Source organism: Luteimonas lutimaris (genome assembly GCF_039537065.1).
Taxonomy (GTDB): Bacteria; Pseudomonadota; Gammaproteobacteria; order Xanthomonadales; family Xanthomonadaceae; genus Luteimonas; species Luteimonas lutimaris.
This window is the reverse complement of sequence record NZ_BAAAZU010000007.1, coordinates 1-20,794: the sequence shown is the minus strand read 5'-3', so window position 1 is coordinate 20,794 and position 20,794 is coordinate 1. Positions and strand designations below refer to the sequence as shown.

Genomic DNA, 20,794 nt, shown 5'->3' with positions numbered 1-20,794 from the left:
CCGATACGAGGAAAGGCTTCCTCAGCAGTGAACCCCATCGCCGGTTACACAAAAATCTGTACACCCTCCAACCCGGATCTGGATTTTCCCATTGTCCGGGCTGACCGCTTCGGTATAGCCGACATATCGGATGCCGCTTTCGATGCGACAGATGCGTGTGCCGATCTTCTGCTTGTCTTCGCGTGTGCCGGCGTCCAGTCGGGCTTCAGCAATGGTTTCCAACCCTTGCGTGTGGCTCTGGCGATCCGCTGCCCGCTGATCCATCTCGATCCAATCCTGCCCCCAGACAATTCTGACGTTGCCTGGCTCGGAGATCTTCGACATCTTGTAGCGCCACTCGAGCTTGGCGCCGCCTCCACAGGATTGAGCCACCTCGTAGCGCCAGATGCCGCGTTCGAGCACATCGCCGGTGTTGACGTCCAGCAGGATGAAATTTCCGGCGGGCGTATAGCAGGCTCCCAGCGAGCCGGTCCCACCCGCGACGCCGCCTCCGTCGCCACCAGTTTCCCTCACTGGCACGAAGGCCACTTCTCGTCCGTCAACGACCGCGGTCCGGAGATCCTTGTAGGTGCCTTCTTCCAGGACCCAGCGATAGCCCATCACGCCGTATATGCCACCGAGTTTGACCGTCATCGGACTGGTGGCGATCACCCTGAGTCCGGGCTTGTCCTGGAGTTCGGAGACTTTGAATTTCTGCTTTTTGACTGGAACGATTTCCGCGGCAGTGGCCGGCGAGGCAAGGGCCATGACGAGCATTGCCAAGGCAGCGCATATGGCCGGGCGGTTGCGCTTCAGGGCTGACTTCATTCCTTGGTTCCTCCTTGAGTGGTGTTTGCCAAGGGGCAGGCTTCAGAACGACCATGCATAGCTATCCAGTCCCTCGCCGATCTCATGGAGTTGGGCGGCGCGCGGGCTTGTTTCTTCCAAGAGGTCATGTGGTGAGTCCGACATGGGGTCGAGCTCCATTGCATCGACGCCATGCATGCGCGCCATCGACTCGAGGATCATCGCGTCGGCTTCGTCGCCGGGATCCAGCAGATAGAGCAGGTCCAGTGTGGACGGGGACGGTTCCAGCAGAACGAGTTGCAGCAGGTCGATGCTCATGGGCGATCCTTTTGATCTGGCTATATCTGAAGATCGGATATAGAAATATCACATATACGGTTCCGGTCGCACTCGCGTGGAGCGACCGATGCCAAAGACCCTTTACAGCGCGGAAGCCGCCGTCCTCCGACGGCAGTTGCGTGCCGCCAGGGAAGAGGTCGGCATCACCCAGGCAGCGCTGTCCGAAGTGCTCGGCCGCAAGCAGAGCTTCATCAGCGACATCGAGCGTGGCGTCCGGCGCCTGGACACGGTCGAACTCTGGCAACTGTGCAATGCCCTGGGTCTGGACCTGACCGAGTTCGTCGCCGAGTTCCAAGAGTCGATCGAAGCCGCACAGGCCAAGCGTCCCCGCCGTGCCAGGAAGAGTGCCACCAGCCGGCCCCGCAAACGCTCATGACCTGCCTCCCGTCGAGGGGTCGTTCGCTTCAAGGAACCGGAGACCCAGGCGGCACAGCACGAGCCGGTGAGTAAGACCTTCGTCGGAGCCACTGCGACGCAACGCACGGTCGAGTGCGGCCGTGAGGCACCACCGGTGGTGGGCCGGCCTCCCGTAGACATCGATCGCGATCTCCATATCGCGCTGGCGGGTTGGCCAGCCGCTCTCCTCTGCCCATGCCGCCGCCGCGACTGCGTGCCTTAGCAACTCGGGGGAGATCGTCATTGGGCCGTACCCGCATCTTTCCGGGCCAGGCGTCGCTGCTCTCGATTCAACCCGGCCAAGAATCGGAACACCACCACGATGACCAGGACGAACTGGACGGCGTGGAGCACCCGCCAGGCTGCCATGACGTCGCTCGAGTCGCCTTCCATGCCGGCAAACAGCGCCGCCGTGAATATCGAAGGCGTCTGCACGATAAGCAGCCATACAGCCATGGTCCCGGCGCGCATGCGGATACGCTCGATCAGGTAGCCGGGGCTGAAACGGGCAGCCTTTCCGTGCTGCGTTCTGAACCGCTTCGATGCGTCGCGAAGATGTCCGGTCTGGATGGACCAGCGCAGCCGGCGCTGGGCATGGATCAGCAACGCCACCAGGAGCGGTCCCCTGAAGAAGGGAGCCAAGAGGATGATCGCCAGTCCCGCGGTGGCAGCGCGACGAATGAACCTCGCATCCCGCATGGACAGGGGAGGGGGTGTGGCACGCCGGTTGGTTGTGCCGGCTTCGGCAGTTGGATTGGTCATCAGCGATCCAGGTGGCGCCAGCAGGTCTGGCCCATCCGGAATGCCAGCTTTGGCCGCCGCCCTAAATCACGAGGAAAACGGCAAAAGCCAAATTCCCCCGGGGAAACCGGCAAAACACCCGCTGGCTTAGCCGGTTCCTGGCATTGGACAGGCTCGGGATACCGGACTTCCCGGTGCCACGGAGCAGATGCGATGAACCCCTTCACCACCAACGCCGCGCTGCGGGTCCTCGGACTGCCGCGCCTGTGCCCGTCCCAGTTCGCCGACCTGGCAGGCCATCCCGAGGACGAAGCATTCATGGCCGCCCTGCTGGAGCTGGCGTTCCAGGCCCGCGTTCGGGAGGCCAGGTACGAGCAGTCCCTCCGGATCGCCCATGAACTCGCCCATGAGTGGACGGAAGCAGATGAGGCCTATTGGCGGACTCCCTTGCCGGATGTCGATCTGCCGGGCGTCGATCAGGTTCGCCGGGCAGCCATCGATGAGGCTCGCCATGCCCGCAGCCACTTGGCGGCGGTGCGGTGGCTGGCTGCATTGATTGACGGACTTGCCCGCAGGACTGCATGCACCGACTCGGCGATCGCCAGGGAGCAGGCGCCCCTGGCACGGGGCGCCATCAGCGCCGGCATCGCGGGGGAGCACCTGTCGTGAGTACGGTGCTTCAGTTCAACGCGGCCAGGTCACAGGTCCAGTGCAGCCCCGGCAAGGTCGCGCTGACCGCGTTCGCGCTGGACTGGTTCGAGGCCATGGCGGTCGCCTGGCGGCCGACGACCCAGGATGCGGTCATGGTCATCCTGCGGGCGCATCTGCTGCCCGCTTTCGAAGGCCGGCAGGTCGACGAGTTCGGCCGCTGCGATGTCCTGCAATTCCGCACTGCGCTGGCGAGGTCCTGCGGCCCATCGGGCATGGCTCGCAGCCCGCGGCGGATCAATCGGATCCTCGATGTACTCGGTCAGTTGCTGGCCGAGCGCGAGCGACAGATCGGAATCCCGAATCCCTGCCGGGACCTGAGACGCCTGCCGCAGCGGCGTTCGGTGGTCCGGCCGTTCAGCCTTCCGGAGCTTCGGAGGCTGGTGAATGCCGCTCCCGATCACCTGCGTGACTATGTACTGGTGCGGGGCCTAACCGGCCTGCGTAGCGGAGAAGCCAACGGCCTGATCTGGGACCAGGTTGATCTTGAGGCAGGAACGCTGACGATCTCGGCTGCCCGTGTGCGCGGCTGCCAGGTGCTGCCCAAGAACGAGTACTCAGAACGGCAACTGCTGCTGACGCCGTCGGTTGCGGACGCGATGGCGCGGCAATGGCGGCGGACCGGTGAGGCGGGCGGCTTCGTGTTCCGGACGCGACGGGGCCGGCCGATCGACACGTGCAACTTTGCGCGACGCGACTGGCCCCGAATGCTGGCACGCGCAGGCCTTGCAGACCGGTCACCGGAGCACCTGCGTCATACGGCCGCGTCGCTGATGCTGGCGGCAGGCGAGGCCGCGCCCTATGTGGCCGCGGTGCTCGGCCATGCCGATTGCCGGATGCTGCTGAGTACCTACGCGCGCCTGGTCCCGGATGCGTTCGGCCAGAAGAGGGACGGTGCTGCGTTCGAAGCGGCCGTGCGGCACATCCAGGAAACAGCGTGAGGTCGACTACCGGGGGCGTTTCTCGCAAGACTGGCGGCTCCCCGGATTGGGCCTGTAGGGTTGGAGGGGGGTGACAGCACCCAAGCGCCGTCTCGCGACGATGTGCGACTAGGGCGATCTCGGTTCACCCCACAGATGGGTTGTCACTTGACAACTCATCGCTCCTGACTAGACTCCCCAAGTGTGTCCATAACCCTCCATGGCTCGAAGCAAGCACCCCAAACCCGAGGTAGAGGCCGCAATCCGGCATGCCGAGGAGCACGGCTGGACGATCAGGGAAGGCGGCGGCCACGCATGGGGACGGATGCTGTGCCCCTACAACGATGAAACCTGCCGCTGCGGTGAATTCTGCAGCACCAGCATCTGGAGCACCCCCCGCAGCCCGGGCAACCACGGGAAGCAGCTGCGGCGCGTAGTGAACAACTGCACGCGCGAGAGGGCCAGACGAGAGCGAGCCCAAAGAGATCCCGGCGATGCGTGAGTACGAATTCATCCTGAAGTTCCGACTGCCCGATCCCGCTGCGGATCCGGGCCAGTTCATCGAGGCTTTGGCCGAGGCCGGATGCGACGATGCGGCCATTGGTGTCGGTCAGCGTGGCCGCATTGCCCTGGACTTCACCCGCGAGGCCGACACGGCCGCGGACGCGATCATTTCAGCCATGCAGGCGGTCGAACGCGCGATCCCGGGTGCGGAACTGATCGAAGCCGGACCGGACTTCGTGGGGCTGACCGATGTGGCCGAGCTGGTGGGCTGCACGCGCCAGAACATTCGCAAGGTGATGATCAGCAACCTGGCGACCTTCCCGGTTGCGGTACACGAGGGCTCGCAGTCCATTTGGCATCTGCGTCCGGTGCTTGACTGGTTTGCCGAGAACCAGCGGCGGTCGATTGACCGTGCCCTGATCGAGGTATCCGAGGTGACCATGAAGGTCAACGTTGCCAACGCAACGCGCCGCCTGGCGGATGCAGGGCTCCGCAACGAGTTCGAGTCCCTGTTGGCCTAGGGCAGGGTCTATCCCCGATTGCTGGCAGCAAGGCCCGCCGATCACGGCGGGCCTTTTGCTGTCTGTGGCCCCTTCTGACTGCAGACGCGCCTACTCTGCGGTCGTTTTCCGCCAGATCGCTCAAGTAGCGGAAAATTCGGCCATCGGGTGATGCGAGCGTGCATTTCCTGCGCCTGTTCAACTGCTTACGCGAGTAAAGAAAGTCGGCCATTGGGACCGCAGTCGCGCCTGTTGCCCGGGCGATTTTGGGGAAAGCGGGCAAATTCCGTCAGTCGGCCGGGCTTGCACGAAAAAGTCGGCCATCGGGTTCGCCATTTGAAGAAACGACACGTCTTACGTGTCGTTTCTAACGATCACAAAGTCGGCCATCGGGATGCGCGCCCATGTGGAGAGCACTGGCTGGGCGAACGAAACCCTGGATCGGTCGTGAAATCAGATGCGGAATCCAGAGTTTGCTTCGGCTGAGTTCCGGCAAGCTTGTGGCCAATGCACACACGGCTGTGCAGGAGTGCGGGTCGGACGCTGTTGCGGTTTGCATTAATCAACCGGGACAGTTCCGTTTTGCAAAGCCAAACCGTGATGGATAGATCTACAAGGAGAGGGTCGAGATGCTGATCGATGAGTCTGTCAAGCTGCAGCGTGCAATCGATGACGCTATCGAAGGGATGAAGTCGATCAATCAGGCGATCGATGCGGAAATTTTTGAGTTCGTCCAGAGGTCGCGCGCCGAGCGCACGGCTCGGCGCGGACAGATCGCCCGCGCACACCATGAGAAGCAGAGATTCAGCCGCAAAGTCTTGCTGTACAGAGTGAATCGGGGGTCCTTGGAGCTTGCCTGGAGTGAGATCTACTACATCAAAGGGTCGTCAACGATCAGATATAAACGAGTACCTGCGAATCGCAGCAGGGCGCACCTGGCGCGCTTGCGTGCAGGGGCTCATGTTGATGAGGTCGATCTGCTTATCAAGCATGAAGCCGAAGCTCGCGCTTATCGCCAAATTTACACACAGTTCGCAAAGGCGCGGCGTGCGGTCAATCAACTGCAGAAGGCTTATGACATGCTCAGCGGCAGGAGTTTGAAGGCCGCAATGCAGGGAAAAGCTGAGCTCAATGGGGCTAATTCCGAAGACTGATCCATGCTCGAATAGGTATTGGCCCTGCAGGTCGTTATCTTGAGCTACGGGCTACCACTGGAGCTTCCCGGTCAGCACGTAACGGAACTCCCCTCAGCTGCACCGGGTCGAAAGAGAAAACGTGTTCCAGTGGGGCATCGCTGCAGCGCCCGATGAGGCGTCCAGCAAACTCATGTTCGCCCTCGGTCAAGTCGACTTCCGCGGCGCAGGTGGGACAGACACCCCAATGTCGCACCATCGAGAAGGTGCGACCCGAGAATCGCGTGGCACCATCGTGCATGGTCCGCAGCTGGCCATGCAGAGTGCTCAGCGACATGAGTGCTTCATTGGCGACAGTCACCCGGCGCGCCGGGAGTAGGCGAATGGGCCGCGACAGCCGCCATAGGAAGAGTGAGGTCACAGTTGCCAGCCCAAGGTTGAGCAGATCATTGATCGTGACCGGTCGTGGCTGGCTCCAAGAGAGCACCAGGACCGACCACATCAGGCCAATCAACAGAATGTCGACGCCGACAGACCCCAGCAGAACGTAGCCACGCCAGGATCTGATCGGAAATGGTTTGCTTCCTACCAGCAGGCGCAACCAGAGCGCGGGCTTGATTGGGTCGATTCGATAACGCAGGCCGTATGAATCAGTCGGCTGTCCGGCAGTCGAGTCGCCATCCGCCGGGTCATCGGCTTCCAGCGGACGAAAGTCGAATGCGTAGGTCGTCAGGTTCTGCCTGCCACCGCCGGTTCGGACAATCAGGGTCGGTGCCCAGGGGCAATCATGATCCAGGCAAACCTGACGAATGTGGCCCTCGCGCGCTTGCCACCATTTGTCGAACTCCGGGCCCCGCGGCGGGCTTCCTGACGACGCCTGGCCCCGGCTCAGGCGCCAGATCTCGTACAGCGATGCGCCATCCTTCTCCGGAGGAGCGTCTCCACGCTCGACCGCCGAGATAGTTGCTTCAACGAGCGCCGCCAAGGCCGTCGGAATCCTTCCGCGTCCGCCCTCGCTGTGCAGCCAATCACGCGTGATCTCCAGCGCGCAAACCTGCGAATTTCGGGTTTCAACCGGTTTAGAGCTGTTTTCGATCATCCCCAACGTCCAGTTTTCGGCTTTCCACCTACCCCGAGGAAAGCTCCATGAACACCTTCTCAGACGCGTTCTCCCTATGCAATTCGCCCGCCGGCCCGTCCCGACGCTCGGGTTTTCGGGTCCCTTTCGGTCTGCGAGACGGTCGCGCCTGGGCCCCAGGCGAGGTGGCGCGTGGCAAGGCATGCGGTTGCGTCTGCCCTGGCTGTGGAGCGGCGCTGGTGGCCAAGGCGCAGACCAGCCGGCGGCGGCGTCCGCATTTCGCCCACCTCACCGATACCGGCTGCCAGACTGGGCGCGAGACTGGAATCCATCTCAGGGCCAAGCAGTTGATCGCCGAGCGGCGGCAACTGCGGGTTCCGGCATGGGACGGGGACTGGATTGAAATGCCAAACCCGCCCCAGGCCAGCGATGCCGATGGGCATGTCCATGTCGGACGCAGGGTCGATTACCCGGCGCGGCAGTCGGCGCTGCACAAGGTGGAGCTGGAACGCTGGTTCGGCACCTACAAGCCCGATGTCTACGCGTGGGACGAAGCGGGCGAGCTTCTGGTCGAGATTCGCGTGACCCATGCTGTAGACGAGCGCAAGGCCGAGCGCGTCCAGGCCCATGGTCGGCGGATGATCGAGATCGATCTGTCGAGGCTGGATCGCGATACGCCCCACGACCTGGCTGCGTTTGAACAGGCGGTGCTGAATGATCCGGCAAACCGCGTCTGGATTTCGTGCCCCGACGCGGTGGCCGATTGGCACACGTCGAAGCAGGAACTGGATGAGCAGGTTGCCGCATGCAATGAGGAGATCGCCCGGTGGCGGGAGCAGCAAGCAATGGCAGCTGAAAAGCGCAGACGACAGGAAGACCGAAGTGCCAAGGACAAGGAGGGGCGGAGGGCGTACATGCGGCGATTGGTGCGAGATAAGCACGCCGATGACTTGGCCCAGCTGATGGAATTGACAGCACCAACGCGAATCGAGCGCGTCCTGCAGAAGTATCAGACCGATGCCGAGGAGCGGGTCAGCGAACTTCTGGACGCTGTCCCACCCATAGTGCGCTCGGCCTGCTTGCGGGCGCACGAGCACGCTTGGGTGTTCGGGGTGGATCCGGTGCTCTGGCAACTCTTGGCGTATCAGCACTTCGTGGCCAATCAGCCCGCTGGCAGCCGGTTCAACCAACGGGATGTCGCCGCATGGGTGCGGCGCAGCTTCCATCCCGAGATGGCGTTGTATCGCCTGTTCGTCGCGCAGTACGCCGCGCGCGCCGAGACACGCAGGGCCGGCTTCTTCAAACGGCGGATGGCCTACTGGGTGTTCACGGAGGAGGAGAACGAGCGGATCCCCAACTTCTATACATCCGTCAATGACTTCATCGACAGGCTCGAGGCAGCACGCCTGATCCGCCGCCTGCCGGCGCCGGCTGGTGAGCGTGAGGTCCTGCCGCCGCCTCCGGCGCCGGGCCGCGACGGTGACGGAGGCAATCCCAAGCCCGCGCCTCCGCCATCTCGCCCTGTGGCAGCCCAGCCTCTAGAATCGCTCCCAGAACGGGGGCGACGGGTTCCGGGTCATTCGACGCAGGTGGGCGAACCTTCGGCGGACTGACCGCTGCCGGCCCTGGCGATCACCTGCAAGCACCGGATCCATGACCCAGAAGCTCACCCTCAGCCAGCTCTCCAGCCTCCTGTTCCGTGCCTGCGATGACCTCCGCGGCAACATGGACGCCTCGGAGTACAAGGAATACATCTTCGGCGCGCTGTTCCTGAAGCGGCTGTCGGACCGGTTCGACCAGGACCGCGAAGCCCTGCAGAACACCCTGCGCGAGCGCGGGATGCCGGAGCCGCAGGTCCAGGCCCAGCTCGAGAATCCCGATCATTACGCCTTCTTCGTCCCGGAGGAGGCCCGCTGGAACCCGCGCGGCCCGGACGGCGGGCCGGTCTACCGCACCGTGGTGAAGAAGGGCGCCGACGGCCGTGACGTCGAGGAGCGCCTGCTGCTCGGCATCAGCCACCAGAAGACCAACGTCGGCAGCTACCTCAACAAGGCGCTGGCGGCGCTGGAGGAGGCCAACCTCGACACCCTGGAGGACGTGCTCAAGCACATCAACTTCAACCGCAAGATCGGCCAGCGCACGCTCGACGACGACACCCTGGCCGACTTCATCCAGAACTTCCAGAAGATCCCGTTGCGCGACGAGAACTTCGAGTTCCCGGACCTGCTCGGCGCGGCCTACGAATACCTGATCAAATTCTTTGCCGACTCCGCCGGCAAGAAGGCGGGCGAGTTCTACACCCCGGCCGAAGTGGTGCGTGCGCTGGTGGAGATCGTCGACCCGCAGCCCGGCATGAGCGTGTACGACCCGACCTGCGGCTCCGGCGGCATGCTCATCCAGACCCGCGACTACATCAGCGAGAACGGCGGCAACCCGCGCGACCTGGCGCTGGCCGGCCAGGACAGCATCGGCACCACCTGGTCGATCTGCAAGATGAACATGCTGCTGCACGGCATCGACCACGCCGACATCCGCCAGGAAGACACCCTCAAGCACCCGCAGCACAAGGGCGAGGACAACGAACTCAGGCGCTTCGACCGCGTCCTGGCCAATCCGCCCTTCAGCCAGAACTACAGCCGCAAGGAGATGGAGTTCCCCGGCCGCTTCGCGGTGTGGATGCCGGAGAAGGGCAAGAAGGCCGACCTGATGTTCGTCCAGCACATGCTGGCCGTGCTCAGGGCCGACGGCAGGATGGCCACGGTGATGCCGCACGGCGTGCTGTTCCGCGGCGGCGAAGAGCGCGAGGCGCGCCGGCACTTCATCGACAACGGCTGGCTGGAGGCGGTCATCGGCCTGCCGGCGGGCCTGTTCTACGGCACCGGCATCCCCGCCTGCGTGCTGGTGATGAACAAGCACGGCGCGCGCGAACGCGACCATGTGGTCTTCATCAACGCCGACCGCGACTACCGCGAGGGCAAGGCGCAGAACTTCCTGCGCCCCGAGGACATCTCGCGCATCGTCCATGCCTACCGCACCCTGGCCGGCGGCGACGTCGACGAGATTCCCGCCTACGGCCGGCGCGTGCCGCGGGCCGAGATCGCTGCCGAGGACTACAACTGCAACATCCGCCGCTACGTGGACAACGCCCCGCCGCCGGAGCCGCATGACGTACGCGCGCATCTGCATGGCGGCGTGCCGGTGGCCGAAGTCGACGCGCTCGGCCACTACTGGCGCAACTACCCCGCGCTGCGCGAGCGCTGCTTCCAGCTGCGGGAGGGCGATGAATCCTATGTGGACTTCAGCCCGGAGCTGGCAGAGCGCCGCGCCATCGCCGAGGTGGTCGGCAGTGACGCCAGCCTTGCCGCCGCCCACGGGGAGTTCATGAGCCGGCTCGACGACTGGTGGGCCGAGCATCGGCCCGAGCTGGAGGTGCTCGCGCCCACGCGCAACGCGGACGGGCAATGGGTACAGCACGGCAACGTGTACGCCCTGCGCCGGGCTCTGCTGGCGTCCGTCGTGGATACCTTGGCCGGCAACACGTTGCTGACCACGCACCAGGTCCGCGGCGCACTGGCGCGCTGGCTGGGGGAGATGAAGGCCGACCTGAAATCCATCGCCGCCAGCGGCTGGGGCGCGGAGCTGATTCCCGATGCCGACATCCTCGAAAGCCAGTTCCCCGAGCTGCTGGCCGAACTGGACACCAAGCGTGCGCGCCTGGCCGAGTTGAACGCGCTGTTCGCCGCCGCGGGTGAGGAGGATTTCGAGGACGCCGACGACACCGGCGTCTTGCCCGATGAGCGCGTCAAGGACATCCGCGAAGAACTGAAAGCCGCCAATGCGCAGCACAAACAGAGCTTCAAGGAAGCCAAGCAGCTGGCCCAGGACCTGTTCGCCGAAATGAAGATTGCCGGCGCGTTGCCCACAGGTGCCAAGAAGGTCGCATATACGGTCAAGGGCACGCAGGCCGAACCGGATTACGACAGTGCCCTGGAGATCGTCCGCCTGGCTTCCGGTCAGCAGTTCGAGAGCGATCTGCGCGAAGCCATCGAGGCGCGCGTGCGGGACGGGCGCGAAGCGCATGAGCGGCTGGTGGACTACGGTCGCCAGCTTGATCGGCACAAGACGCTGGAAGAAGAGGCGAAGCAGCTGAAAGCCGACCTGCGCGCCGCAGAGAAAAAGCAGGACGAACTGGTGGCCGCGGCGCGGGCGCAGATCAGTGCCGAGGAAGCGCAGGCGGTGATCCTGGAACGCATGCAGCGCCGGCTGATGCAGACGTATGGATCCTTCCTGCGTGCCGATCAGCGCGCCTGCGTGGCTGCGCTGGAGAACCTGCACCGCAAGTATGCGGTGACGGCGAAACAGATCGATGCGCAGCGGGATGCGGCTGCCCGGAAGCTGGCGGGATTCCTGGCAGATCTTGGGTATGAGTGAGGAACTTGCAAGCAAGCCGCTGAGCGAGTTTGCGGAGCTGACGATGGGCCAATCGCCAGATTCGGCGCACATCAACAGTGATGAACGCGGCCTGCCTTTTCTTCAGGGGTCTGCCGAGTTCGGTGCGGTGCATCCCGAGCATGATGTCTATTGCACACAGCCCCACATCTCCGCACGTCAACGTTGGCGATATTCGAGTGAAGTTGCTGCCCCGCCCACACCGTGACGAGCAAGATCTGATCGCAGTAGCGTTAACGAAACTGCAGCATCAGCTGCAAACAGATGGCGTTGTACTCAGTAAGCTGTATAGCTTCCGCTCCGGCCTCATGCACGACCTCCTTACCGGCTGTGTCGCAGTGCCCGCCACCTGAGCTTCTGTCCCCCGGGACTGTGCGGAAGACGCCGGGTTCCCGTTTTCGCGGGAATGACGGAAGTCTTGCAAAATGCCCAAATCGGGTATTTAATTGCCCGAAATGGGTAAACAAGCCGCCCGCCGTCCCGCCTCCCGCACCCGCAAGCCGGCCCAACAAGCCGCCGTGCCCGCGCGCACCAGCGTGGCCGACGCCCTGTTCACCGCCACCCAGCAGCGCGTGCTGTCGCTGCTGTTCGGCCAGCCCGAGCGCAGCTTCTTCACCAAGGAGCTGATCGACCTGGCCGGCGGCGGCTCCGGCGCCGTGCAGCGCGAGCTGGCCCGGCTGCAGCAGAGCGGATTGGTCGTGCAGACCGTGTTGGGGAACCAGAAGCATTACCAAGCCAACGCGCAGGCCCCGATCTTCGCCGAACTGCGTGGCATCGTGGCCAAGATGCTCGGCCCGGCCGATGCGCTGCGCCAAGCATTGGCGCCCATCGCCGACGCCGTACACCTGGCCCTGCTGTACGGCTCGGTCGCCAAACGCAGCGACACCGCCCACAGCGACTTCGACCTGCTGCTGGTCTCCGACACGCTGACGCTGGAGCAGGTCTATGCGACGCTGGCGTCGGCGGAGCAACAATTGGGGCGGCCGGTGAGTCCCACGCTGTATACGTCGGCCGAGTTCCACAAGCGGCTGGAGCAGGGCAATCCCTTCCTGACTAAACTGTTGGCCGGAGACACCATCGCCTTGATCGGGGACAAGGATGCCGTTGCCGCCGCTGGATAACCTGGTTCGCATCGGCCAGCTCAAGGCCGAGCCGCCGGCGCAGGCCGAGTTCGACGGCCTGGTCCGCTCCGGACAGGTGCGCCTGGCCGATGCCGCCAACGCGGCGCTGAGCCTGGAAAGCCGCTTCGACCTGGCCTACAACGCTGCGCACGCCCTGTCGCTGGCGGCGATGCGCTGGCACGGCTACCGCTCGGAGAACCGCTACCAGGTCTTCCAGTGTCTGACCCACACGCTGGGGCTGGAAGCGGTGCAGTGGCGGGTGCTGGACCAGGCCCATCGCAAACGCAACCTGGCCGAGTACGAGGGCGAGCTGGACGTGGACGACGCCCTGGTCGAGGCGCTGGTCCGTGTTGGCCGCACCGTGGCGGAACGGGTGGTGGCGCTGGGTCCGGTGCCGGAGGGCTGACGCCGTGGGCGAGTACCTGCACGTCGAGAAGCCCTTCCTGGACCAGCTGGCTGCGCTGGGTTGGACGGTCATCGACCAAGGGCAGGGCGTGGTGCCGACCGACCCTGCGCGCAGCCTGCGTGACTCGTTCCGCGAATGGATCCTGCCGCAGGTGTTTCGCGACGCCGTGCGCGCGCTCAACACCGGCGCCGACGGGCAGCCGTGGCTGAGCGAACGCCAGCTCGACGACCTGCACGCGCAGTTGCTGCGCCAGCCCAACCGCACCCTGCTGGAGGCCAACGAAGCCGTCCAGGCGCTGCTGTTCAAGGCGCAGGTCGACCGCAACGAGGTCACCGGCGAGGCCGACCCGGTGGTGACGCTGATCGACTTCGTGCACCCGCAGCGCAACCGTTTCCACGCCATCAACCAGTTCCGCGTCGACACGCCGGGCTGCGTGAAGCGCTGCATCATCCCGGACATCGTGCTGTTCGTGAACGGTATTCCGTTGGTGGTGGTGGAAGCCAAGGTTGCCGATGCCACCGCGGCCAATCCGATGCACGCCGCCTTCGAGCAGCTGCTGCGCTACCGCAACGGCCGCCCGGAAACGAAGAACGCCGGCCTGCGCGAGGGCGAACCGCGGCTGTTCCACAGCAACCTGCTGCTGGTGCGGACCTGCGGCGAACGTTGCGAGTTCGGCACCATCACCTCCGGGCATGAGCACTTCCACGCCTGGAAGGACATCTGGCCGGAGTCGCGCCGGCAGTACACGCCGCCGCTGGGCGTGGAGCGCCAGCAGGAGCTTCTGATCCAGGGCCTGCTGGCCCCCGATACGCTGCTGGACGTGTTGCGCACCAGCACGGTGTTCATGGATACCGACGCCGGACGGCGGATCAAGGTGGTGTGCCGCTACCAGCAGTACCGCGCGGCGCGGAAGATCATCGAGCGCCTGCGCGCGGGTGCAACGCCCGAGGCGCGTGGCGGCGTGGTCTGGCATACGCAGGGCTCGGGCAAGTCGCTGACCATGGTGTTCGTGGCGCGCATGCTGCGCGCTGCGGCGGATCTGCAGGACTACAAGATCGTGCTGGTCAACGACCGGGTCGACCTGGAGGAGCAACTGACCGCCACGGCCCGGCTGATCGGCGGACGCATCAACGTGATCGAAAGCGCCGCCGACCTGCGGGCGCAGTTGGGCACCGATGCTTCCGACATCAACATGGTCATGGTGCACAAGTTCATGGAGCGCGAGCTGGCGCTGCCCAAACGCGTTGCCGACGCCTTGGGTGCGTACAAGGCGGTTCCATCGGGCAAGACCTTCGGCGTCGTCAACGCCTCCGAACGCATCGTGCTGATGATCGACGAGGCGCACCGGACGCAGGGATCATCGGCTGAGAAGGTGGGGCTGTCGGACAACATGTTCGAAGCGTTCCCCAACGCCACCCGCATCGCGTTCACGGGCACGCCGCTGATCACCGAGCAGCATGGCGCCCGGCGCACGGTCAAGCGCTTCGGCGAGTACATCGACACCTACCGGCTGGCGGATGCGGTCGCCGATGGCGCCACGCTGCAGATCCTTTACGAGGGGCGCACGGCGGATACCGCGCTGACCGACAAGCATGGGTTCGACACGAAGTTCGAGGATCTGTTCAAGGAACGCAGCGAGGCCGAGATCCTCGCGATCAAGAAGAAGTACGGCGCCACCGGCGACCTGCTGGAAGCGGACGGCCGCATCCAGGCCATCGCCCGCGACCTGGTCGACCACTACATCGACAACATCCTGCCCGATGGCTTCAAGGCGCAGGTGGTCTGTCACTCCAAGCTGGCCGCGGTGCGCTACCGCAAGGCGATCAACGAGGCGCTGGCCGAGCGGATCGACCGCGAGCGGGTGAAGTCCGTGCCGGACATGGACCTGATCCGCCGCATCGGCTTCCTGAAGGCGGCGGTGGTGGTCTCGGCCGACCCGACCAACGAACCGGCGCTGGTCACCGAGGCGCGCAAGGAAGCCAAGCGCTGGAACGCGGTGGAGAACTTCTGCAAGCCGTTCGACTTCGACGATCCTGACAAACAGTTGACCGGCATCGCCTTCCTGATCGTTTGCGACATGCTGCTGACCGGCTTCGATGCGCCGATCGAGCAGGTGATGTACCTGGACAAGAAGCTGCGCGAACACAACCTGCTGCAAGCCATCGCGCGCGTCAATCGCGTCAGCCGCAACAAGCACCGCGGCTACGTCGTGGACTACATCGGCCTGGCCAACCATCTGGGCGACGCGCTGTCGATCTACAGCGCCGAGGACCAGGGCGATCTCCAACAAGGATTCAAGGACAGCCTGAGCGAGCTGCCGATCCTGGAAGAGCGCTACCAGCGTCTGCTGCAGCATTTTCGCTGGCTTGGCGTGGACGGCATCGACGGCTTCATCCGCGAGTCGCTCCCCGGCCCGGAAACGGAGGTAACCGTGGTGCACGAGGCCGTCGGCGCGCTCAAGGACACCAAGGCACGCGCCGACTTCGAGGTCTACTTCAAGAAGTTCCTGCAGAGCCTGAACCTGATCCTGCCGCATCCGGCCGGGCATCGATACCGGGGGCCTGCGCGCCGCTTCGGCTATCTGCTGCAGATGACCAAGCAGCGCTACAAGGACGAATCCCTCGACATCGCCGACGCCGGCGCCAAGGTCAAAACGCTGATCAACGAGCATCTCATCGACCTGGGCATCAATCCGAAGATTCCGCCGGTCGAACTGCTGTCCGGTGACTTCATGGCCCAGGTCCGCCGGCATGCCCAGGGCGATCCGGAAGCCAAGGCCAGCGAGATGGAGCACGCCATCCGAAAGCACTGCACCGTGCATTTCGACGAGGACCCGGCGTTCTACAAGCGCATGAGCGAGAAGCTGGAAAGGCTGATCCAGCAGCACGGCAAGAACTGGGATCTGCTGGCCGAGGAGTACGAACAGCTTCGCAGTGAAGTCGCTGCCGGGCGTACCGACACCGTGGCCGGGTTGGGCCGAGAGGCCTCGACGTTCTACGACCATGTCGTGGGGCTTGCCTTCGACGGAACGGTTCCGGCGGAGGGTGACGCTGCGCGGCTCAAACCGCTGATGCAGCGGATCGTGGACCTGCTGCAGGACACGATCGGCGTGCTCGACTTCTGGAAGAAGCCGGTCGAGGTCAAGCGCCTGCGCGGGGCGATTGGCACCGAACTGCTGTTGTCCGGAGTTCCGGAGGTCGAAGTGGCGCAGGAGCGGATTGCGGTGGAGATCGTCCGGCTGGCCGAAAAGCGCCATGCGGAGCTGGTCAAGTGAAATCGGCCAGTGCCAGTGGCATCGAGTATTCGCTGATCCGCAGCCGCCGGAAGACCGCCGATATCGTGATCGAACGTGATGGCCAGGTCGTTGTACGCGCACCCGAGGCCGTTCCGGCAGACGAGATCGCCGATATCGTCGATGCGAAACAGTTCTGGATCTACCGCAGCCTGGCCGAATGGCGCGACCTAAATGCTACCCGCGTGTTGCGCGAATTCCGCGACGGCGAAGGCTTCCTGTATCTGGGGCGCGCCTACCGCCTGAGGCTCGTGTCCGGGCAGGAACAACCGTTGTCGCTCCGCGATGGACGCTTCCTGCTGCGCCGGGAACTGGCCGAATCCGGCGATCCGGAGGTAGCGAAGGCCGCGTTCCGCAACTATTACATTGAGCGCGGACGGGAGCGGATCGGCAAGCGCGTTGCCTACTTCGCGCCCAAGGCGGGGGTTTCGCCGATCAGCACCGATGTGAGGGAGCTGGGAAACCGCTGGGCGAGCTGCTCACCGGACGGGCGCCTGGCATTCCACTGGAAATGCCTGATGGCGCCGCTGTCAATCATTGACTACATCGTCGTCCATGAGTTGTGCCACCTCCATCACCCCGACCACTCCGACGCCTTCTGGAATGAGGTCGACAAGGTGTTGCCGGAGTACCGGCAGCGCAAGGAATGGCTGCGGGTTCGCGGTGCCAGTTTCGATCTGTAGTACGGCGTGTGGTCGTGTCCGCAGTTGCTGCTCAGGAGCTTTGAGCGCGCTTGTCCAAATATGCGGCTACATCCGCCTCACGCTAGTTCAAATCGCGGATCACTCAAGAATGCTCTCTTGGTTCCCGTGGCCAGCCACAGCGACCTCATCTCTTGCAGCGTGCCACTGAATATGAACTCCGCCCGTTCAGGATAGGAAAGATATCCGTGAATCGGAGAGCGATCATGATCATTGGTGGGGAAGTACATCAGGATGTCGCCGGTTCCTTGTTGTCTATCTCCGATTCGCTGCGAAGTCCCTGCAGTCACTTCGATTCTCGCTTCGGGATTGGCCGCATCGGGCCGACTCTCGATATTAAAGAACAGTTTCTGTTTCACCACCGAAAACTCCTTCTGAGCGGGCGTCTACACTGTACTCTGACGCCATGTGGATGTGTGGAGGTGCGTGGCCTCAGGCTTGATGCAATCCGGTCTGTCAGCATAAAAGCAATAGGCAGCCTTGGGGTTTTCGAGAGACCCATCAGGCATGGGAGAGCACCTGCATACGTGAAAGGCCGCGCTGTCGGATACAAGTTATGGATTCGGGGTGTGCTTATCCACGTACGCGACAACGTCAACTTCTCGCCACGCGACCGCCCGACCGGTGAGCTTGACCGGACGCGGGAATCCTCGCTCCTTCATCATCTTGTAAACGGTTGACCGTGCGATGCCGAGCCTTCTTGTGAGCTCCGGCATGCGCAGTAGATTGACATTGCTCATCCGTGCTTCCTCGTTGACGACGAACCCACCATAGCGCGCCGAGACCGAACGAAACCCCGCAAACCACCGCTGTTTTTGTGGGCGATGGAGGTAAATGCTGATGGAGAAGCACGCCGGCTAAGCGTCCGTGCTGGACGTCGAACCGAGCGGTCGGAGGTCCGAATTGACCGCAGAACAGCCATGTCTGCGGTCAAGATTGGGCCCACCGCTGGATCGAGTGCTTGCATTGGATGAGGCGATTTCCCGATCATCGGAACTTCCGATACTCTCCGCGGCACCGGAAACGAGGAGGAAGGCATGCGGACACGGATCGTCTTGGCGTTGCTGTTGGCGAGTGTCCTGTCTGGATGCGTTGTCCGGGTGGCCGAACAGAACCTGATTAGACCCCGTGCCGGAGAACTGGTGTCGGCAGGTACGCTGGATGAAGGCCGCTGGGTGGCCACACCAATTTCGGTAAAGGCCGCCGATGGAACGACTCTGCAGGGGGCGCACTTCAGCAAGTCTGGCAGTGTGGCCGCCGTGTTGTACTTCGGTGGGAATGGATTCGTGCTGTCCGAGCACGCTGAGTTCGTGCTGTCAGCTTACCGCGATACTCCCGTCGATCTGATCATGCTGGACCACCGCGGCTACGGTGCAAACCAGGGAGCGACATCACTGGAGGCGTTGTTCGAGGACGGCGTACAGATCTACGATCACGTGCGTGCAGCCAACCCGGGCATGCCGCTTCTTGTGCACGGCCACTCGATCGGGTCATTCATTGCCGGCCGTGTTGCATCGGAGCGACGCCTCGATGGTCTGATCCTCGAGTCGACGGCGACTACAACCGAAGAGTGGGTTCGGCGAATGGCGGGGTGGAAGCGGTTTCTGGTCAGGATCCGCATCGATCAGCATCTCCAAGGCCAGGGAAATCTCACCGTTGTCGGCCGCCTGGACGAACCCGCCTTGTTCCTGGTGGGCGAGAAGGACGAAGTCACCGACCCGGAGATGGCGGAGGAACTGTTTGTCGCGGCATCCGTCCCTGCCGCCGACAAGCGCTTGATCGTGGTTCCCGGAGCCGACCACATGCAGGCCTCCCACTCGAAGCAATTTGCTGACGGTGTCAGATGGCTTCTTGCAAGAGTCCAGAAGGACCAGGCGATCGACTGAGTTACTGGCTGCCATCCGCTCCAGCCGTCCGAAAAGCCCCGGGCTAGCGTCCGCTTCATTGTACTGATCGGGAAACAGGTCAGTTGTGCGTGCCAGCGCGCAATCATCAGTGGTGTTCGCTCGATAGCCAGCCCCTGAAGCACTGCATTCCGCCCATCGGTGGCCAAATTGGCCAGGGTTTGAGGGGTTTGCTTCGGATTTTTAGCTATAGGTTAGATGTCACCTATCCATCGGGGGTGATGGTGACATGGCTGCAGCCACAACGTTTCGCGACCAGAAAGTTTTCGTTGACGGTGTACCGCATAGCATTGGCTGGTTGTTCGGGACAGCTGAGGGGCAGCGGCTGCTCGAGACGGCCTATGGCCAAGACGGCGCCATTGTCCAATGCATGTGCACGCCTGAACTCCTGCGATTGCATCCCTATCGGACCGGAAGCGGCACGATTGCGCTTCGGTGTGATGATTTTTCTGGCCCGCACCATGCGCTTGAATGCTTTAGACGCGGCGAGATCACTCCTTACCGGAAGCGCGCAGTGCGGTTTCAGCGAGCAGTCAAGTTCGACGACGACACCAACCTCTACTCGATTTCACTTCGGCATTCGTTGGAGTTGAGGCCATCCCTTGATGCCAAGCAAAAAAGGCCGAAGGCCCCCAGCACGGCTGATCCTGATCCGAGCGAAGTGCGAGGCAGCATTGGATTGCCCACGTATCTGAGGTTCCTCATCCAGACCAGCGATCAGCATGGCAACTTGGCTCAGAATTTCCAGAATCATCCAGATGACTTCTGTCGCCAACTTGCGTCGGCGAGATCGACAAACGTGATCAATGGATTGCCGGGTCCAGACGTGGTCCTGTTGGCCGGAGTAGATGACTTTCAGGAACATCCCAGGCTACAGGTCGGTGTCAGAAATCGAAAATTTGCAATTGCCTTTGGTGTCGTAGCTGGAGGTAGCCAGCTTTGTCAGCCGATGGAGTCGTTCGGGGCAGGGATGATCGCACTCCCGATTGAAGGATTGCGGCAGCCGCTCCTGATCAAGTCGTCGGAGTGGGCAGCAATCGTCGACCGGAGCGGGTTCCCACACTGCCGTTCCGCCGCAAGGCGGCTTTTTCGCAGATCGGATGAGCTATACGGGTTGTTCGCGGGACGTGTTTTTCGGGACGACGCGGGGATGTTGCGCGTTGTGAACGGAGCCCTTCGCTTTGCTGCGGCGAACTTCGTGCCGGTCGACTCGCGATTGGAGGCCGAGGTGGCGATGAACCTGACATATGCGAGAAGGGTATTTGCCAAGCCGCAGATCTATCGAACGACTGATTTTTGTCTGCCTGATTTTGTGCTGTATGACACAAACCCAATCACCATCATTGAGGTGCGTGGCATGAAGACACTTGATTATATAGACAGGCTCCAGAAAAAGCTCAGGATGCTGCGAACTATGACAAGCGCCCATATCGTCGTCGTCGATGATGTGCGCGGCGGGCAGTTGATGTGCGACGGGAATGTCGTGGAGTTGCCTCCGCCATCATGGGCTGCTGTCGAGTGCAACTACGAGCGAGCCCATGGACTGGATTGGGGGTTGCAAACGGTATTGAAGGACGTAAGTGTCTGCTGATCGTCGCTGGCGCTACCAAATGCGTATCCGCACTTGAAACGGTTTCGCGCCGACACAAGATGGTTGATCTCTAGGTCAAGCTTGATATTCGTGGCTCCTTGCGACCCAAAGCAGACGTCGTTTCGACTCATTGATTGACACTGTTCGGAGCCAGTTTGAACCGCCCCGGGAATCCCGGAGGCTCGTTGGTGTGAGTCACGCCGCCATGGCGAGCTCACGGGTCTG

20 protein-coding genes are annotated in these 20,794 nt (G+C 63.1%); 14 read left to right on the top strand and 6 right to left on the bottom strand.

The window, feature by feature from the left end:
- Positions 1-21: 21 nt before the first annotated feature.
- Positions 22-807 carry a hypothetical protein gene (locus ABD679_RS08740; protein ID WP_344759587.1) on the bottom strand — a complete coding sequence of 262 codons (786 nt, stop codon included), beginning with the start codon at positions 805-807 and terminating at the stop codon, positions 22-24.
- Between the two features lie 42 nt (positions 808-849).
- A complete protein-coding gene (locus ABD679_RS08735; protein WP_344759586.1) occupies positions 850-1,104 on the bottom strand; it encodes a hypothetical protein in 255 nt (84 codons plus the stop codon).
- An 88-nt stretch (positions 1,105-1,192) separates the two neighbouring features.
- On the opposite strand from ABD679_RS08735, the gene ABD679_RS08730 reads away from it, so the two are divergent.
- Positions 1,193-1,501 carry a helix-turn-helix domain-containing protein gene (locus tag ABD679_RS08730; protein WP_344759585.1) on the top strand — a complete coding sequence of 103 codons (309 nt, stop codon included), beginning with the start codon at positions 1,193-1,195 and terminating at the stop codon, positions 1,499-1,501.
- Positions 1,502-1,761: 260 nt separating this feature from the next.
- Here the strand turns inward: ABD679_RS08730 and ABD679_RS08725 are convergent, their stop codons facing one another.
- Complete coding sequence (locus tag ABD679_RS08725; protein ID WP_344759584.1) at positions 1,762-2,283, bottom strand: hypothetical protein; 522 nt, start codon at positions 2,281-2,283, stop codon at positions 1,762-1,764.
- A 192-nt stretch (positions 2,284-2,475) separates the two neighbouring features.
- Between ABD679_RS08725 and ABD679_RS08720 the strand changes: the two genes are divergently transcribed.
- The 4 genes from ABD679_RS08720 (at position 2,476) to ABD679_RS08700 (ending at position 6,048) form a co-directional block, all read left to right on the top strand.
- Positions 2,476-2,931 carry a hypothetical protein gene (locus tag ABD679_RS08720; protein ID WP_344759583.1) on the top strand — a complete coding sequence of 152 codons (456 nt, stop codon included), beginning with the start codon at positions 2,476-2,478 and terminating at the stop codon, positions 2,929-2,931.
- Positions 2,928-3,911: a site-specific integrase gene (locus ABD679_RS08715; RefSeq protein ID WP_344759582.1), complete on the top strand. Its 984-nt coding sequence runs from the start codon at positions 2,928-2,930 to the stop codon at positions 3,909-3,911. The genes ABD679_RS08720 and ABD679_RS08715 overlap by 4 nt, the downstream gene beginning before the upstream one ends.
- Before the next feature lie 473 nt (positions 3,912-4,384).
- Positions 4,385-4,915 (top strand): DNA-binding protein, encoded by a 531-nt coding sequence (locus ABD679_RS08705; protein ID WP_344759580.1) that lies wholly within the window; start codon positions 4,385-4,387, stop codon positions 4,913-4,915.
- Between the two features lie 608 nt (positions 4,916-5,523).
- Positions 5,524-6,048: a hypothetical protein gene (locus ABD679_RS08700; protein ID WP_344759579.1), complete on the top strand. Its 525-nt coding sequence runs from the start codon at positions 5,524-5,526 to the stop codon at positions 6,046-6,048.
- Positions 6,049-6,082: 34 nt separating this feature from the next.
- Here the strand turns inward: ABD679_RS08700 and ABD679_RS08695 are convergent, their stop codons facing one another.
- Entirely contained in the window at positions 6,083-7,126 is a 1,044-nt protein-coding gene (locus tag ABD679_RS08695) for a hypothetical protein (RefSeq protein ID WP_344759578.1), read from the bottom strand.
- 218 nt (positions 7,127-7,344) lie between these two features.
- On the opposite strand from ABD679_RS08695, the gene ABD679_RS08690 reads away from it, so the two are divergent.
- The 7 genes from ABD679_RS08690 to ABD679_RS08660 all read left to right on the top strand — a co-directional run bounded on the left by ABD679_RS08690 (position 7,345) and on the right by ABD679_RS08660 (position 17,056).
- Positions 7,345-8,718: a competence protein CoiA family protein gene (locus ABD679_RS08690; protein ID WP_344759577.1), complete on the top strand. Its 1,374-nt coding sequence runs from the start codon at positions 7,345-7,347 to the stop codon at positions 8,716-8,718.
- Between the two features lie 40 nt (positions 8,719-8,758).
- A complete protein-coding gene (locus tag ABD679_RS08685) occupies positions 8,759-11,536 on the top strand; it encodes an N-6 DNA methylase (RefSeq protein WP_344759576.1) in 2,778 nt (925 codons plus the stop codon).
- Entirely contained in the window at positions 11,529-11,762 is a 234-nt protein-coding gene (locus ABD679_RS08680; protein WP_344759575.1) for a restriction endonuclease subunit S domain-containing protein, read from the top strand. Before ABD679_RS08685 ends, ABD679_RS08680 begins: the two co-directional genes overlap by 8 nt.
- A 247-nt stretch (positions 11,763-12,009) precedes the next feature.
- Positions 12,010-12,675: a nucleotidyltransferase domain-containing protein gene (locus tag ABD679_RS08675; protein WP_344759588.1), complete on the top strand. Its 666-nt coding sequence runs from the start codon at positions 12,010-12,012 to the stop codon at positions 12,673-12,675.
- Entirely contained in the window at positions 12,659-13,081 is a 423-nt protein-coding gene (locus tag ABD679_RS08670; protein WP_344759574.1) for a hypothetical protein, read from the top strand. The genes ABD679_RS08675 and ABD679_RS08670 overlap by 17 nt, the downstream gene beginning before the upstream one ends.
- 4 nt (positions 13,082-13,085) lie before the next feature.
- A complete protein-coding gene (locus tag ABD679_RS08665; RefSeq protein WP_344759573.1) occupies positions 13,086-16,355 on the top strand; it encodes a type I restriction endonuclease subunit R in 3,270 nt (1,089 codons plus the stop codon).
- Positions 16,352-17,056 carry a M48 family metallopeptidase gene (locus tag ABD679_RS08660; protein WP_344759572.1) on the top strand — a complete coding sequence of 235 codons (705 nt, stop codon included), beginning with the start codon at positions 16,352-16,354 and terminating at the stop codon, positions 17,054-17,056. The genes ABD679_RS08665 and ABD679_RS08660 overlap by 4 nt, the downstream gene beginning before the upstream one ends.
- 77 nt (positions 17,057-17,133) lie before the next feature.
- Here the strand turns inward: ABD679_RS08660 and ABD679_RS08655 are convergent, their stop codons facing one another.
- Both ABD679_RS08655 and ABD679_RS15620 read right to left on the bottom strand, forming a co-directional pair.
- Positions 17,134-17,433 carry a hypothetical protein gene (locus tag ABD679_RS08655; protein WP_344759571.1) on the bottom strand — a complete coding sequence of 100 codons (300 nt, stop codon included), beginning with the start codon at positions 17,431-17,433 and terminating at the stop codon, positions 17,134-17,136.
- Between the two features lie 195 nt (positions 17,434-17,628).
- On the bottom strand, positions 17,629-17,790 hold the full coding sequence (locus ABD679_RS15620) for a helix-turn-helix transcriptional regulator (RefSeq protein WP_425561875.1): 162 nt from the start codon (positions 17,788-17,790) through the stop codon (positions 17,629-17,631).
- Between the two features lie 321 nt (positions 17,791-18,111).
- Between ABD679_RS15620 and ABD679_RS08650 the strand changes: the two genes are divergently transcribed.
- The gene (locus ABD679_RS08650; RefSeq protein WP_344759570.1) at positions 18,112-18,960 is read left to right on the top strand and encodes an alpha/beta hydrolase; all 849 of its coding nucleotides are present in this window, start codon (positions 18,112-18,114) and stop codon (positions 18,958-18,960) included.
- 247 nt (positions 18,961-19,207) lie between these two features.
- Positions 19,208-20,569, top strand: a complete 1,362-nt coding sequence (locus ABD679_RS08645) for a hypothetical protein (RefSeq protein ID WP_344759569.1) — start codon at positions 19,208-19,210, stop codon at positions 20,567-20,569.
- Positions 20,570-20,794: the final 225 nt, after the last annotated feature.

Excerpts from the sequence above, each read along its gene's own strand:
- ABD679_RS08740 (WP_344759587.1), bottom strand. The coding sequence starts at position 807 with ATGAAGTCAGCCCTGAAGCGCAACCGCCCGGCCATATGCGCTGCCTTG.
- ABD679_RS08735 (WP_344759586.1), bottom strand. The coding sequence starts at position 1,104 with ATGAGCATCGACCTGCTGCAACTCGTTCTGCTGGAACCGTCCCCGTCC.
- ABD679_RS08730 (WP_344759585.1), top strand. The coding sequence starts at position 1,193 with ATGCCAAAGACCCTTTACAGCGCGGAAGCCGCCGTCCTCCGACGGCAG.
- ABD679_RS08725 (WP_344759584.1), bottom strand. The coding sequence starts at position 2,283 with ATGACCAATCCAACTGCCGAAGCCGGCACAACCAACCGGCGTGCCACA.
- ABD679_RS08720 (WP_344759583.1), top strand. The coding sequence starts at position 2,476 with ATGAACCCCTTCACCACCAACGCCGCGCTGCGGGTCCTCGGACTGCCG.
- ABD679_RS08705 (WP_344759580.1), top strand. The coding sequence starts at position 4,385 with ATGCGTGAGTACGAATTCATCCTGAAGTTCCGACTGCCCGATCCCGCT.
- ABD679_RS08700 (WP_344759579.1), top strand. The coding sequence starts at position 5,524 with ATGCTGATCGATGAGTCTGTCAAGCTGCAGCGTGCAATCGATGACGCT.
- ABD679_RS08695 (WP_344759578.1), bottom strand. The coding sequence starts at position 7,126 with ATGATCGAAAACAGCTCTAAACCGGTTGAAACCCGAAATTCGCAGGTT.
- ABD679_RS08685 (WP_344759576.1), top strand. The coding sequence starts at position 8,759 with ATGACCCAGAAGCTCACCCTCAGCCAGCTCTCCAGCCTCCTGTTCCGT.
- ABD679_RS08680 (WP_344759575.1), top strand. The coding sequence starts at position 11,529 with ATGAGTGAGGAACTTGCAAGCAAGCCGCTGAGCGAGTTTGCGGAGCTG.
- ABD679_RS08675 (WP_344759588.1), top strand. The coding sequence starts at position 12,010 with ATGGGTAAACAAGCCGCCCGCCGTCCCGCCTCCCGCACCCGCAAGCCG.
- ABD679_RS15620 (WP_425561875.1), bottom strand. The coding sequence starts at position 17,790 with ATGCCGGAGCTCACAAGAAGGCTCGGCATCGCACGGTCAACCGTTTAC.
- ABD679_RS08650 (WP_344759570.1), top strand. The coding sequence starts at position 18,112 with ATGCGGACACGGATCGTCTTGGCGTTGCTGTTGGCGAGTGTCCTGTCT.
- ABD679_RS08645 (WP_344759569.1), top strand. The coding sequence starts at position 19,208 with ATGGCTGCAGCCACAACGTTTCGCGACCAGAAAGTTTTCGTTGACGGT.